Origin of the sequence: Marinobacterium iners DSM 11526, from assembly GCF_900107855.1 — a bacterium.
GTDB classification, from domain to species: Bacteria; Pseudomonadota; Gammaproteobacteria; order Pseudomonadales; family Balneatricaceae; genus Marinobacterium; species Marinobacterium iners.
In genome coordinates, this window is record NZ_FNRJ01000007.1 from 92,631 (window position 1) to 106,989 (window position 14,359).

10 protein-coding genes and 5 tRNA genes are annotated in these 14,359 nt (G+C 55.1%); all 15 read left to right on the forward strand.

What is annotated here, in order from left to right; all coding sequences use genetic code 11:
* Positions 1-2: 2 nt before the first annotated feature.
* The 15 genes from BLV48_RS09535 (at position 3) to rpoC (ending at position 14,354) form a co-directional block, all read left to right on the forward strand.
* Positions 3-656 carry a hypothetical protein gene (locus BLV48_RS09535; protein WP_091826366.1) on the forward strand — a complete coding sequence of 218 codons (654 nt, stop codon included), beginning with the start codon at positions 3-5 and terminating at the stop codon, positions 654-656.
* Positions 657-681: 25 nt separating this feature from the next.
* Positions 682-757, forward strand: a tRNA-Thr gene (locus BLV48_RS09540).
* Positions 758-781: 24 nt separating this feature from the next.
* Positions 782-865: transfer RNA gene (locus tag BLV48_RS09545), tRNA-Tyr, on the forward strand.
* A gap of 11 nt (positions 866-876) precedes the next feature.
* A tRNA-Gly gene (locus tag BLV48_RS09550) sits at positions 877-951 on the forward strand.
* A gap of 19 nt (positions 952-970) precedes the next feature.
* Positions 971-1,045: transfer RNA gene (locus BLV48_RS09555), tRNA-Thr, on the forward strand.
* 57 nt (positions 1,046-1,102) lie between these two features.
* Complete coding sequence (gene tuf, locus BLV48_RS09560; protein ID WP_091826368.1) at positions 1,103-2,281, forward strand: elongation factor Tu; 1,179 nt, start codon at positions 1,103-1,105, stop codon at positions 2,279-2,281.
* A gap of 66 nt (positions 2,282-2,347) precedes the next feature.
* A tRNA-Trp gene (locus BLV48_RS09565) sits at positions 2,348-2,423 on the forward strand.
* 59 nt (positions 2,424-2,482) lie between these two features.
* On the forward strand, positions 2,483-2,851 hold the full coding sequence (gene secE / locus BLV48_RS09570; RefSeq protein ID WP_139253902.1) for a preprotein translocase subunit SecE: 369 nt from the start codon (positions 2,483-2,485) through the stop codon (positions 2,849-2,851).
* Between the two features lie 11 nt (positions 2,852-2,862).
* A complete protein-coding gene (gene nusG, locus BLV48_RS09575) occupies positions 2,863-3,405 on the forward strand; it encodes a transcription termination/antitermination protein NusG (RefSeq protein ID WP_175527633.1) in 543 nt (180 codons plus the stop codon).
* An 89-nt stretch (positions 3,406-3,494) separates the two neighbouring features.
* Complete coding sequence (gene rplK, locus BLV48_RS09580) at positions 3,495-3,929, forward strand: 50S ribosomal protein L11 (protein WP_091826371.1); 435 nt, start codon at positions 3,495-3,497, stop codon at positions 3,927-3,929.
* Positions 3,929-4,624 (forward strand): 50S ribosomal protein L1, encoded by a 696-nt coding sequence (gene rplA, locus BLV48_RS09585; RefSeq protein ID WP_091826373.1) that lies wholly within the window; start codon positions 3,929-3,931, stop codon positions 4,622-4,624. The genes rplK and rplA overlap by 1 nt, the downstream gene beginning before the upstream one ends.
* Before the next feature lie 216 nt (positions 4,625-4,840).
* Positions 4,841-5,335: a 50S ribosomal protein L10 gene (rplJ, locus tag BLV48_RS09590; RefSeq protein WP_091826374.1), complete on the forward strand. Its 495-nt coding sequence runs from the start codon at positions 4,841-4,843 to the stop codon at positions 5,333-5,335.
* A 70-nt stretch (positions 5,336-5,405) separates the two neighbouring features.
* Entirely contained in the window at positions 5,406-5,777 is a 372-nt protein-coding gene (rplL, locus tag BLV48_RS09595) for a 50S ribosomal protein L7/L12 (RefSeq protein ID WP_091826376.1), read from the forward strand.
* A gap of 177 nt (positions 5,778-5,954) precedes the next feature.
* Complete coding sequence (gene rpoB / locus BLV48_RS09600; protein WP_091826378.1) at positions 5,955-10,055, forward strand: DNA-directed RNA polymerase subunit beta; 4,101 nt, start codon at positions 5,955-5,957, stop codon at positions 10,053-10,055.
* Positions 10,056-10,124: 69 nt separating this feature from the next.
* Positions 10,125-14,354, forward strand: coding sequence for a DNA-directed RNA polymerase subunit beta' (rpoC, locus tag BLV48_RS09605; protein WP_091826379.1), 4,230 nt, complete (start codon positions 10,125-10,127; stop codon positions 14,352-14,354).
* Positions 14,355-14,359: the final 5 nt, after the last annotated feature.

Consider the following 14,359-nt stretch of genomic DNA (forward strand, 5'->3'; position numbering starts at 1 on the left):
GCATGCTGCGTTGGTTGTTGCTGATTCTGCTGTTGTGCAATGCGCTGCTTTTTTTGTGGTACGCGCAGCGTGAGCAGACGGCAACTGCCAGCAGTGCCTTCAGTCAGGATCAGGTAACCAGGTTACGGCTGTTGCATGAGTTGTCCGGAGGGGAGGTTGTACGCCCGCTTCAGCTCGAGTGTTATCAGGTGGGCGTTTTTGCAACGGAGAATGAAGCTGGGCAGGCCGCCCAACTGCTGGCGCCGATCGCAATGGCCGTTGCACAGTTCCCCGCCCCGGAAGAGGTGGTGGGTTATCAGCTGGCGGTTGAGATTCCATCACAGGCTCAGGCGCAACGTGAGTTGCTTGACCGGCTGGCGATTGCGGGGTGGGTACCGCAAACCCGTCAGGGGCGCTTCCTGCTGGGGCCGTTCACCGGTAATCGTGCCCGTGCAGAAGCAGCGGTTGAGCAGCGTGCGCTGAAGGAAGGCTTGGGACTTAACAGTGAATTGCAGCCGGTCATGCAGCCAGGTACGGGTGTTCTGCTTGAAGTTGAGGTGTCAGCGGGAACGGAAATTGGCCTTGCCCCCAGTCAGTTGTTACTGCGAGGATGGCCGGGTATAAAAATTGAAAAAAAATTATGTTCTGGGCTTGCACAGTCCCAGTCGGATCAGTAAGATACGCACCACTTCGAGAGACAAGGCCGGTATAGCTCAGTTGGTAGAGCAACTGACTTGTAATCAGTAGGTCCGGGGTTCGACTCCTCGTGCCGGCACCATCTCGACGAAGTGTTTGAAAGGCTGGTGGGGTTCCCGAGTGGCCAAAGGGATCAGACTGTAAATCTGACGCGCGAGCTTCGGTGGTTCGAATCCACCTCCCACCACCATCTCCGTTCAAGCGGGTATGGTATAGTGGCTATTACCTCAGCCTTCCAAGCTGAAGAGGCGGGTTCGATTCCCGCTACCCGCTCCAACGAAGATGTACCGAATATGCTCATGTAGCTCAGGGGTAGAGCACACCCTTGGTAAGGGTGAGGTCGGCGGTTCAAATCCGCCCATGAGCTCCAGTTTTGTCGCAAAGGGTAGATATAGAGATATGTCTACCCTTTGTTGTATTTGCGTCCTTGAAACGACTTGATCAGGTTGACTCGCGAACGAAAAAAGGCCACGTTGACCACGGCAAAACGACACTGACCGCTGCACTGACTCGCGTCTGTGCAGAAGTATGGGGCGGCGCAGCCGTTGCCTTCGACGGTATCGACAACGCACCGGAAGAGCGTGAGCGTGGTATCACCATCTCTACTTCACACGTAGAGTATGAATCACCGACTCGCCACTACGCGCACGTAGATTGCCCGGGACACGCTGACTACGTTAAGAACATGATCACCGGTGCTGCCCAGATGGACGGCGCGATCCTGGTATGTTCTGCTGCTGACGGCCCCATGCCGCAGACCCGTGAGCACATCCTGCTGTCACGTCAGGTAGGTGTACCTTACATCGTCGTGTTCCTGAACAAAGCGGACATGGTAGACGATGAAGAGCTGCTGGAACTGGTGGAGATGGAAGTTCGCGAACTTCTGGATCAGTACGACTTCCCGGGCGACGACACTCCGATCGTTGTAGGTTCTGCGCTGATGGCGCTGAACGGTGAAGACGACAACGGCTTCGGCACCTCTGCTGTTAAGAAGCTGGTTGAGACTCTGGACGAGTACATTCCTGAGCCTGAGCGTGCAATTGACCTGCCGTTCCTGATGCCGATCGAGGACGTATTCTCCATCTCCGGTCGTGGTACCGTAGTAACCGGTCGTATCGAGCGTGGCATCCTGAACGTGGGTGACGAAGTGGAAATCGTGGGTATCCGCGACACCACCAAGACCACCTGTACTGGTGTTGAGATGTTCCGCAAGCTGCTGGATCAGGGCCGTGCCGGTGAGAACGTTGGTGCGCTGCTGCGTGGTACCAAGCGTGACGACGTTGAGCGTGGTCAGGTACTGTGCAAGCCGGGCTCAATCAAGCCGCATACTCAGTTCGAAGGCGAAGTGTACGTGCTGAGCAAAGAAGAAGGCGGTCGTCATACTCCGTTCTTCAAGGGCTACCGTCCGCAGTTCTACTTCCGTACCACTGACATCACTGGCGCATGTGAACTGCCGGAAGGTGTTGAAATGGTAATGCCGGGTGACAACGTTCAGATGTCCGTTACCCTGATCAACCCGATCGCGATGGAAGAAGGCCTGCGCTTCGCTATCCGTGAAGGTGGTCGTACTGTTGGCGCAGGTGTGGTAGCCAAGATTATCGAATAAAATTCGGTAATTACCTGTTGCACCTGTGTGGGGAGGTGCATATAATGTGCCTCCCTGTTACGCAACAGGCCAGTAGCTCAACTGGCAGAGCAGCGGTCTCCAAAACCGCAGGTTGGGGGTTCGAGTCCCTCCTGGCCTGCCATTCCTAATCGGGAATGGCGTCACACAAAGCGCAAGCTTTCATTTTTCCGAGGCCCTGGCGTGAACTCTAAAGTGACTTCCGAAGGATCTAAACTCGACGGCCTGAAGTGGCTTGTCGTTGTAGCATTGGTTGCAGCTGGTGTGGTAGGGAACTCCATGTTCGCTGGCGAGTCACTGCTGTACCGTGTTTTGGCGCTGTTGGCGCTGGCGGTGATTGCAGGGCTGGTTGCACTGCAGACCGCGAAAGGAAAGGCATTCTTCAGGCTGTTCAAAGAAGCCAAGAATGAGATTCGCAGGGTTGTCTGGCCGACGCGCCAGGAAACGCTGCAGACAACTGCAATTGTAGTGATTGCTGTACTGTTGGTCGGGCTGGCGCTCTGGGGGCTTGATTCCCTGTTGGGTTGGCTGGTGTCCGGCGCCATCGGATAAGAGGTGTGAGCATGGACATGGACAAGAAGCGCTGGTATGTCGTGCATGCCTACTCCGGCTACGAAAAGCGCGTCATGAATGCACTGAAAGAACGGATTGAACTGCATGGCATGCAGGATCTGTTCGGCGAAGTGCTGGTTCCCACCGAAGAGGTGGTTGAGATTCGTGACGGCAAAAAGCGTAAGTCCGAGCGCAAGTTTTACCCCGGTTACGTGCTGGTGCAGATGGCCATGAATGATGAGACCTGGCATCTGGTGAAGAATACTCCCCGCGTAATGGGTTTCATTGGTGGTACGGCTGATAAGCCTGCACCGATTACTGAAAAAGAGGCTCAGGAAATTCTGCAGCGTGTTGAAAGCGGTGCAGACAAGCCAAGGCCCAAGACTGTATTTGAACCCGGTGAGATGGTGCGTGTCATCGACGGTCCCTTTGCTGACTTCAACGGCGTGGTCGAAGAGGTTAACTACGAGAAGAACCGTTTGCAGGTGGCTGTTCTCATCTTCGGGCGCTCGACACCGGTCGAGCTTGAATTTACTCAGGTCGAAAAGGCCTGAGATTCTGGTAACGAAGCCGCCATCAGGCGGTTTTCGTTGTTGTGGAAATGGGGAGCCCTCAGGGCGTTTGAACCCAAAGGAGTAGCTTAATGGCTAAGAAAATCAACGCTTATATCAAGCTGCAGGTAAAAGCAGGTCAGGCTAACCCGAGTCCTCCAGTAGGTCCGGCTCTGGGTCAGCACGGTGTTAACATCATGGAGTTCTGTAAGGCGTTCAACGCCCAGACTCAGGGTATCGAGCCTGGTCTGCCGACTCCGGTTGTTATTACTGTATACAGCGACCGCAGCTTTACGTTCATCACCAAGACTCCGCCGGCTGCCATTCTGTTGAAGAAGGCTGCAGGTCTGAAGAGTGGTTCTGCGCGTCCGAACACTGAAAAAGTGGGTACTGTTACCCGCGCTCAGCTGGAAGAGATTGCAACCACCAAGATGCCTGATCTGACCGCGGCTGACATGGATGCGGCTGTCCGCACCATCGCCGGAAGCGCGCGCTCCATGGGCCTTGTTGTAGAGGGTGATGAATAATGGCTAAGCTGACAAAGCGCCAGAAGGCGATTCGTGAAAAAATCGAGAGCGGCAAGCTGTACGCAGTAACAGATGCTGTATCTCTGCTGGGCGAAGTTTCCGCTGTCAAGTTCACCGAGTCTGTCGACGTTGCGGTGAACCTGGGTGTTGACCCGCGTAAATCTGATCAGGTTGTACGTGGCTCCAGCGTACTGCCGAACGGTACCGGCAAGGATGTTCGTGTTGCGGTTTTCGCGCAGGGCGAAAATGCCGAGAAGGCAAAAGCAGCTGGTGCAGACATCGTTGGTTTCGATGATCTGGCTGAGCAGGTAAAAGCCGGTAACCTGGATTTTGACGTTGTGATCGCGACTCCGGACGCTATGCGCGTTGTTGGTCAGTTGGGTCAGATTCTGGGTCCGCGCGGTCTGATGCCGAACCCGAAGGTTGGTACTGTAACTCCCGACGTGGCGACTGCCGTTAACAACGCCAAAGCTGGTCAGGTGCGCTTCCGTACTGACAAGAACGGTATCATTCACTGTTCAGTTGGCAAGCTGGGCTTCGAAGCTCAGGCTATCCAGCAGAACGTTGAAGCATTGTTGGCTGAACTGAAGAAGCTGAAGCCTTCTTCCGCCAAGGGTGTTTACGTCAAGAAAGTGACCCTGTCCACTACCATGGGCCCGGGTCTGGCGATCGATCAGTCCTCTCTGAGCTTCTGATCGACGTAAAGGTTTTTTGAGGGTCTTCGTGACCTGTAATACAGAGACGAAGGCCGTCAAAGACCGCAGGTGATGTCGTCACTTCGGTTGCGGCATCTTAATGGAAACACCAGCCTGCGCAGACGGTGCGATTCACATGAATCAAAACCACCGTACTCAGAAGCCCCGCAGGGGGTGGTTGGTAAACAGTCGCAAGACTATATCCAGGAGTAAATCGTGGCATTAGGACTCGAAGACAAAAAAGCGATCGTCGCTGAAGTCCAGGAAGCTGCCAAGTCTGCTCTGTCTGCAGTTGTAGCCGATTCACGCGGTGTAACTGTAGAAGACATGACTGCTCTGCGTAAAGAAGCCCGTGCAAACGGCGTATGGCTGAAAGTCGTACGTAATACACTGGCTCGTCGCGCAGTAGATGGCACTGACTACGCATGTCTGCAGGACAGCTTTGTAGGTCCGACCATTATCGCCTTCTCCACCGAGCACCCGGGTGCCGGTGCGCGTATCCTCAAGGATTTCGCGAAAAAGAACGAGAAGTTCGAGCTGAAAACAGCCGCCTTCGAAGGTGAACTGGTCGATATCACAATGCTGGCAAGCCTGCCGACTTACGACGAAGCAATCGCTAAGCTGATGAGCGTCTTGAAAGAAGCTTCAGCCGGCAAGCTGGTTCGTACCATTGCGGCCATTCGCGACCAGAAAGAGCAGGAAGCTGCCTGAGATTCGTTCTCGGCTGTTTCTTGAAAGTTTTAACGAGCTATTGCTCTACCCAATTATCAGGATTTGAATCATGTCTCTGACTCACGAAGATATCATCAACGCAATCTCTGAAATGTCTGTTAAGGACGTTGTTACTCTGATCGAAGCCATGGAAGAGAAGTTCGGCGTAACTGCCGCTGCTGCTGTTATGGCTGGTCCGGCTGGTGATGCCGGCGCTGCTGCTGAAGAGCAGACTGAGTTCAACGTTGTTCTGGCTGCTGCCGGCGACAAGAAAGTAAACGTCATCAAGGCTGTCCGTGGCGCTACCGGCCTGGGCCTGAAAGAAGCCAAAGAGCTGGTTGACGGCGCTCCGTCTACCATCAAAGAAGGCGTTTCCAAAGATGAAGCTGAAGAGCTGAAAAAGGCTCTGGAAGAAGCTGGCGCGACTGTTGAGCTCAAGTAATCGCGTTGATGCGCAAAAAGCGGCTTAAAACTGCTTGAAAGCGTATGGCTGGTGGCGAAACGCCACCGGCCTTTTTCCGTTATTTATAGACAGCAAATAAATAATGGCTACACAGCCCGATCGCAGGCATGCGACGGACTGGCTTCTCAACCTGGGTGCAGATGCTGGGGAACACTGATGGCTTATTCATATACTGAGAAGAAACGCATTCGCAAGAATTTCGCCAAGTTGCGACAGGTTATGGATGTGCCATACCTGCTGGCGATTCAGCTCGACTCTTATCGTCGCTTCCTGCAGGATGGCAACGCAAGCGATGGACGTCGTGACGAAGGCTTGCACGCTGCGTTCAATTCCGTATTTCCAATTGTCTCTTACTCTGGCAACGCAGCCCTCGAGTACGCCGGTTACCGTCTGGGCGAACCCGTATTCGACGTGAAAGAGTGTCAGCAGCGTGGTATCACCTACGCAGCGCCTCTGCGCGTCAAAGTGCGCCTGATCATCTATGATCGCGACTCTTCTACGAAGGCGGTCAAGGATATCAAGGAGCAGGAAGTTTACATGGGCGAAATGCCCCTGATGACCGAGAACGGTACCTTTGTTGTTAATGGTACCGAGCGTGTCATCGTATCTCAGCTGCACCGCTCTCCGGGTGTGTTCTTTGACCACGACAAGGGTAAGACACACTCTTCAGGCAAGCTGCTCTATTCTGCCCGCATCATTCCTTACCGTGGCTCATGGCTCGACTTCGAGTTCGATCCGAAGGACAGTCTGTTCGTGCGTATCGACCGTCGCCGCAAGTTGCCGGCGACCATTCTGCTGCGTGCGTTGGGCCTTGAAGCGGAAGAAATTCTCGAAACCTTCTTTGAAACCACCGGCTGGACCCTCGAGCAGGATGCCATCTGGATGGACCTGATCCCGGAGCGTCTGCGTGGCGAGACCATGTCGTTCGAGATCAAGGACCCTGAAGGCAGCGTGATTGTTGAAGCGGGTCGCCGTATTACCCCGCGTCACATCCGCCAGATGGCCAAGGCAGGCATGCAGCAGCTGAACGTGCCGGCCGAATACCTGATCGGCAAGGCATTGGCGCGCAACCTGGTCGATCCGAGTACCGGTGAACTGGTTGCCAACTGCAACGCCGAGATCACCGAAGAACTGATCGGTAAGATGCAGGTGCTGGGTATTGATCGCATCGAGACACTGTACACCAACGACCTGGATTGTGGTCCGTTCGTGTCTGACACTCTGCGTATCGACCCGACTCGCAGTCAGCTGGAAGCGCTGGTTGAAATCTATCGCATGATGCGTCCCGGCGAGCCGCCTACCAAGGAATCGGCTGAAGGTCTGTTCGAGAACCTGTTCTTCTCTGAAGAGCGCTATGACCTGTCCGGCGTTGGTCGCATGAAGTTCAACCGTCGACTGGGCCGTGAAGAAGTAACCGGTTCCGGTGTGCTCGACAAGAGCGACATTCTGGACGTCATGAAGACCTTGATCGAGATTCGCAACGGTCGTGGCACCGTAGATGACATCGATCACCTGGGCAACCGTCGTATCCGTTCCGTCGGTGAAATGGCCGAGAACCAGTTCCGTGTCGGCTTGGTGCGTGTTGAACGCGCCGTACGTGAGCGCCTCTCAATGGCCGAATCCGACAACCTGATGCCGCAGGATCTGATCAACGCCAAGCCAGTGGCCGCCGCGATCAAGGAATTCTTTGGCTCCAGCCAGTTGTCGCAGTTCATGGACCAGAACAACCCGCTGTCGGAAATCACCCACAAGCGTCGTGTTTCCGCACTGGGCCCGGGTGGTTTGACCCGCGAACGTGCCGGCTTCGAAGTCCGTGACGTGCATCCGACCCACTACGGTCGTGTCTGCCCGATCGAGACCCCTGAAGGCCCGAACATCGGTCTGATCAACTCGCTGGCCGTTTTTGCCCGCACCAACGACTACGGCTTCCTTGAAACGCCGTACCGTCGTGTGCTGGACGGTCAGGTAACCGACGAAATCGATTACCTGTCAGCGATTGAAGAAAATAAGTACGTTATCGCCCAGGCTTCAGCGGCCATGGATGATAACGGTCGTCTGACTGACGATCTGGTGGCAGTGCGTCACCTCAACGAATTTACCGTAATGCCGCCAGAACGTATCCAGTACATGGATGTGTCTCCGCGTCAGGTGGTATCCGTTGCAGCGGCACTGATTCCGTTCCTGGAACACGATGACGCCAACCGAGCGCTCATGGGCTCCAACATGCAGCGTCAGGCTGTGCCGACTCTCCGTGCCGAGAAGCCGCTGGTCGGTACCGGTATTGAGCGTAATGTGGCGCAGGACTCCGGTGTCTGCGTGGTTGCGCGTCGCGGTGGTGTGATCGAGTCGGTCGATGCTGCTCGCGTTGTGGTACGTGTACATGACGATGAAGTTCAGGCGGGCGATGCCGGTGTGGATATCTACAACCTCACCAAGTATGTTCGTTCCAACCAGAACACCTGCATCAACCAGCGTTCCATCGTCCGTCCGGGCGAAGTGGTACAGCGTGGCGATATCATGGCTGACGGCCCGTCCGTTGACCTGGGTGAGTTGGCACTGGGCCAGAACATGCGCATCGCGTTCATGCCCTGGAACGGTTACAACTTTGAGGACTCCATTCTCATCTCCGAGCGTGTGGTGCAGGAAGATCGCTTTACCACCATCCACATTCAGGAACTGACCTGTGTGGCGCGTGATACCAAGCTGGGGCCGGAAGAGATTACCTCCGATATTCCCAACGTGGGCGAATCTGCACTCTCCAAACTGGATGAGGCCGGCATTGTTCACATCGGTGCTGAAGTGGGCCCGGGCGACATTCTGGTAGGCAAGGTAACGCCGAAAGGCGAAACCCAGTTGACGCCGGAAGAAAAACTGCTGCGTGCGATCTTCGGTGAAAAGGCGTCCGATGTTAAGGATACCTCCTTGCGCGTTAAGACCGGTACTATCGGCAAGGTTATCGATGTTCAGGTATTCACCCGTGACGGCGTGCAGAAGGATGAGCGTTCACTCTCGATCGAAAAATCAGAGCTGGATGGCATTCGCAAGGATTTGAACGAAGAGTTCCGTATCGTTGAGCAGGCAACCTTCGAACGTCTGCAGCGTAAGCTGGTCGGTCTGTCCGCTGAAGGCGGTGCAGGTCTGAAGAAAGGCGAAGAGATCAGCGAAGAGTTCCTCTCCGGACTGAAAAAGTCCGAATGGTTCAAGATTCGTGTGGCTGATGAATCGGTAGCAGAAGAACTGGAGCTGGCACGCAAGCACCTGGAAGAACGTCGCGAGAACCTGGACAAGCGTTTTGAAGACAAGAAACGCAAACTGCAGACCGGCGATGATCTGGCTCCGGGCGTACTCAAGATCGTCAAGGTATACGTTGCCACCAAGCGCCGCGTGCAGCCGGGTGACAAGATGGCGGGTCGTCACGGTAACAAGGGTGTTATCTCGGTTATCATGCCGGTTGAAGACATGCCATACGATGCCAATGGCGAACCGGTCGATATCGTGCTCAACCCGCTGGGCGTACCGTCACGTATGAACGTGGGTCAGATTCTGGAAACGCACTTCGGTGCTGCTGCCAAGGGTCTGGGTCGCAAGATCAACGGTATCCTGGAACAGGAGCAGGCCAAGGCTGAGAAGGTCAAGGCGCTGCGTACCTTCCTGGGACAGATCTACAATGATGACCACGGCGGTCTGACTGCGGGTCGTCAGGAAGAGCTGGACAGCTTCAGCGATGCTGAAATCCTGGAGCTGGCTGCTAATCTGAAAGGCGGTGTACCGCTGGCAACGCCGGTATTTGATGGCGCCAAGGAAAGCGAAATCAAGGCACTGCTGCGTCTGGCTGATATGGATGACAGTGGTCAGGTACGTCTGTATGACGGCCGCACCGGCGACCTGTTTGACCGTCCGGTAACCGTTGGCTACATGTACATGCTGAAGTTGAACCACTTGGTTGACGATAAAATGCATGCCCGTTCCACCGGCTCCTACAGCCTCGTTACTCAGCAGCCGCTGGGTGGTAAGGCTCAGTTCGGTGGTCAGCGCTTCGGTGAGATGGAGGTCTGGGCGCTGGAAGCCTATGGTGCCGCCTACACCCTGCAGGAGATGCTGACCGTGAAGTCGGACGATGTGAACGGTCGTACCAAGATGTACAAGAACATCGTCGATGGCGATCACCGTATGGAACCGGGTATGCCCGAATCGTTCAACGTGTTGATCAAGGAAATCCGTTCTCTCGGCATCGATATCGAGCTTGAGAGCGAGTAAGACCTGAATGATCACCAGGCCGGGATCCGCGGGTCCCGGCGCAGAGAACTCCGCGAGGAGCTATAGACAATGAAAGATTTGCTGAATCTGCTGAAGTCCCAGGGGCAGTCCGAAGAGTTCGACTCCATTCGTGTGTCCCTGGCATCACCGGATATGATCCGTTCCTGGTCTTACGGTGAAGTCAAAAAGCCGGAAACCATCAACTACCGTACCTTCAAGCCGGAACGTGATGGTCTGTTCTGTGCCAAGATTTTTGGTCCGGTCAAGGACTACGAGTGCCTGTGCGGCAAGTACAAGCGCATGAAGCACCGTGGTGTCATCTGCGAGAAGTGTGGTGTCGAAGTCACTCAAACCAAGGTGCGTCGTGAGCGCATGGCTCATATTGAGCTTGCATCACCCGTTGCACATATCTGGTTCCTGAAGTCACTGCCGTCTCGTATCGGCCTGATGCTTGACATGACCCTGCGTGATATCGAGCGTGTACTCTACTTCGAATCTTTCGTAGTGATCGATCCGGGTATGACCACGCTTGAGCGCGGTCAGATGATGAACGACGAGCAGTACTTTGAAGCACTGGAAGAGTTCGGTGACGACTTCGATGCCCGTATGGGTGCGGAAGCGATTAAAGAACTGCTGGCTTCAATCGACCTGGAAGAAGAGTGCCAACAGCTGCGTGAAGAACTGCCGCAGACCAACTCTGAAACCAAGATCAAGAAGCTGTCCAAGCGTCTCAAACTGATGGAAGCCTTCCTGAAGTCGGGCAATGATCCCGGCTGGATGATCATGGAAGTGCTGCCGGTATTGCCGCCGGATCTGCGTCCGCTGGTACCACTGGATGGTGGTCGTTTCGCGACCTCCGACCTGAACGATCTATACCGTCGTGTGATCAACCGTAACAATCGTCTGAAGCGCCTGCTCGACCTGAACGCGCCGGATATCATCGTGCGCAACGAGAAGCGCATGCTGCAGGAATCCGTTGACGCATTGCTGGACAACGGTCGTCGCGGTCGTGCCATTACCGGTTCCAACAAACGTCCGCTGAAATCCCTGGCCGATATGATCAAGGGCAAGCAGGGTCGTTTCCGTCAGAACCTGCTCGGCAAGCGTGTTGACTACTCCGGTCGTTCCGTAATCGTGGTAGGTCCGTATCTGCGTCTGCATCAGTGCGGTCTGCCGAAGAAAATGGCACTGGAGCTGTTTAAGCCATTCATCTTCTCCAAGCTGGAGCTGCGTGGCCATGCGACCACCATCAAAGCGGCCAAGAAGATGGTTGAGCGCGAAGAACCGCTGGTATGGGATATCCTCGACGAGGTCATCCGTGAGCATCCGGTCCTGCTGAACCGTGCGCCGACTCTGCACCGTCTGGGTATTCAGGCGTTCGAACCGGTTCTGATCGAAGGCAAGGCGATTCAGCTGCACCCGCTGGTGTGTGCGGCATACAACGCTGACTTCGACGGTGACCAGATGGCGGTGCACGTACCGCTGACCATCGAGGCTCAGCTTGAAGCCCGCGCTCTGATGATGTCCACCAACAACATCCTGTCACCGGCAAACGGCGAGCCGATCATTGTACCGTCTCAGGACGTGGTACTGGGCCTGTACTACATGACCCGTGAGCGTATCAACGCCAAGGGTGAAGGCATGATCTTCTCCGACATCAAAGAAGTGCAGCGCGCTCACGGTGCCGGTCAGGTTCATCTTCAGGCACGTATCAAGGTACGTATTCCTGAAGTGATCCGTGACATTGAAGGTAATGTGGAAGAGCGTCATGAGCTGCAGGATACGACTGTAGGTCGTGCCATGCTGTTCGATATCGTGCCTGATGGCCTTCCGTTCGAACTGGTCGACCAGGCGATGAAGAAGAAGTCGATCTCACGCCTGTTGAACGAAGCCTATCGCCGTTGTGGTCTTAAGGACACGGTAATCTTCGCTGACCAGTTGATGTACATGGGCTTCCGTCAGGCGACCATGTCTGGCGCCTCCATCGGTGTGAACGACTTTGAAATCCCGGCCGAGAAGGTCGAGATCATTGCCGAGGCCGATAAAGAAGTTAAAGAGATCGAGCGTCAGTTCGCTGATGGTCTCGTAACTCAGGGCGAAAAATACAACAAGGTTATCGACATCTGGTCTCGTGCCAACGAACTGCTGGCCAAGAAGATGATGGATAACCTGAAAGTCGACGTTGTCACCGATGCCGAAGGCAACAAGGTCGAGCAGGAGTCCTTCAACTCCGTTTACATGATGGCCGACTCTGGTGCTCGAGGCAGTGCCGCACAGATTCGTCAGCTGTCCGGTATGCGTGGCTTGATGGCCAAGCCGGATGGTTCCATCATCGAAACACCGATCGTGGCTAACTTCCGTGAAGGTCTGAACGTACTTCAGTACTTCATCTCAACCCACGGTGCGCGTAAGGGTCTTGCGGATACCGCTCTGAAAACCGCAAACTCTGGTTATCTGACTCGACGTCTGGTTGACGTGGCACAGGATGTTGTAATCACCGAGCCGGACTGTGGTACCGACAAGGGTGTACTGGTACAGCCGATGATCGAGGGTGGCGATGTGATCGTGACTCTGGGTGAGCGTGTACTGGGGCGTGTCGTGGCTCAGGATGTGCTTGACCCGAGCGGCAAGGAAACGCTGATCGAAGCCGGTACGCTGATTGACGAAACCTGGGTTTATCGTCTGGAAAATGACGAGAAATACAGCGGCATTGACGAGATTCTGGTGCGCTCCGCGATCACCTGTGAAGCTCAGGTCGGCATCTGTTCCAACTGCTATGGCCGTGACTTGGGTCGTGGACATCTGGTCAACCGTGGCGAAGCGGTCGGTGTTATTGCCGCCCAGTCGATCGGTGAGCCGGGTACACAGCTGACCATGCGTACCTTCCACATCGGTGGTGCTGCATCGCGAGCTGCTGCTGTGGATAACATTCAGGTCAAGAACGGTGGTGAAATCCGCCTGCACAACTTGAAATACGTTGAGCGTACTGACGGCAACCTGGTGGCGACCTCCCGTTCCGGTGAAGTCGGTGTAACCGATGAGCATGGTCGTGAGCGTGAGCGTTACAAGCTGCCGTATGGTGCCATTATCAAGGTACGTGACGGATCCAAGGTTGATGCCGGTGCTGTTGTTGCCAACTGGGACCCGCACACCCATCCGATCGTGACCGAAGTGGCGGGCCGCATCCAGTACGTGGGTATGGAAGATGGTATCACCATCAAACGTCAGACCGACGAACTGACAGGCCTCTCAACCATTGAGATCCTGGATGGCAAGGATCGTCCGCAGGCTGGCAAAGACATTCGTCCGATGGTCAAACTGGTAGACGAGCAGGGCAACGACGTGTTCCACCCGGGCACTGAAATGCCGGCCCAGTACCTGTTGCCGGCCAAGGCGATCGTAAACCTGAACGACGGTGCTGATGTTCAGATCGGTGACATTCTTGCGCGTATTCCGCAGGAAGGTTCGGTCAACAAGGACATCACCGGTGGTCTGCCGCGTGTTGCCGACCTGTTTGAGGCGCGTAAGCCGAAAGAGTCTGCCGTACTGGCAGAGGTTTCAGGTACCGTAACCTTCGGCAAGGAAACCAAGGGCAAGCGTCGCATCGTGATCACCCCGCTGGATGGTTCTGATCCGGTTGAGATCATGATCCAGAAGTGGCGTAACCTGAACGTGTTTGAGGGTGAAACGGTTGAGAAGGGTGAGGTCATCTCTGATGGTCCGTCCAACGCTCATGACATCCTGCGAATCCTGGGTGTAGCCGAACTGGCCAAGTACATTGTCAGCGAGATCCAGGAGGTTTATCGCCTCCAGGGTGTGGCAATCAACGACAAGCACATTGAAGTAATTGTGCGTCAGATGCTGCGCAAGGCCGAGATTAATGAAACCGGCGATTCCGACTTCATCCCGGGTGACCAGGTTGAGTATGCCGCGATCATTGATCAGAACAAGCGCCTTGATGCTGAAGGCAAAATTCCGGCCAAGTACGAGCGCGTACTGCTGGGTATTACCAAAGCCTCTCTGGCAACAGAGTCGTTCATCTCCGCGGCCTCCTTCCAGGAGACAACCCGCGTATTGACCGAAGGTGCGGTAACCGGCAAGCGTGACTTCCTGCGCGGCCTGAAAGAAAACGTGGTGGTAGGTCGACTGATCCCGGCGGGTACGGGTCTGGCATACCACAGCGAGCGTAAGCGTAAACGTCAGATGGCAACAGAAGGTATGACCGTGAGTGCAGAAGATGTGCAGCAGGCACTGACCGAAGCACTCAATGCATCCATGTCTTCGCCGGACGCTGAGTAAATATT

Coding starts and splice junctions, on each gene's coding strand:
- BLV48_RS09535 (WP_091826366.1), top strand. CDS start 3: ATGCTGCGTTGGTTGTTGCTGATTCTGCTGTTGTGCAATGCGCTGCTT.
- nusG (WP_175527633.1), top strand. CDS start 2,863: ATGGACATGGACAAGAAGCGCTGGTATGTCGTGCATGCCTACTCCGGC.
- rplK (WP_091826371.1), top strand. CDS start 3,495: ATGGCTAAGAAAATCAACGCTTATATCAAGCTGCAGGTAAAAGCAGGT.
- rplA (WP_091826373.1), top strand. CDS start 3,929: ATGGCTAAGCTGACAAAGCGCCAGAAGGCGATTCGTGAAAAAATCGAG.
- rplL (WP_091826376.1), top strand. CDS start 5,406: ATGTCTCTGACTCACGAAGATATCATCAACGCAATCTCTGAAATGTCT.
- rpoB (WP_091826378.1), top strand. CDS start 5,955: ATGGCTTATTCATATACTGAGAAGAAACGCATTCGCAAGAATTTCGCC.
- rpoC (WP_091826379.1), top strand. CDS start 10,125: ATGAAAGATTTGCTGAATCTGCTGAAGTCCCAGGGGCAGTCCGAAGAG.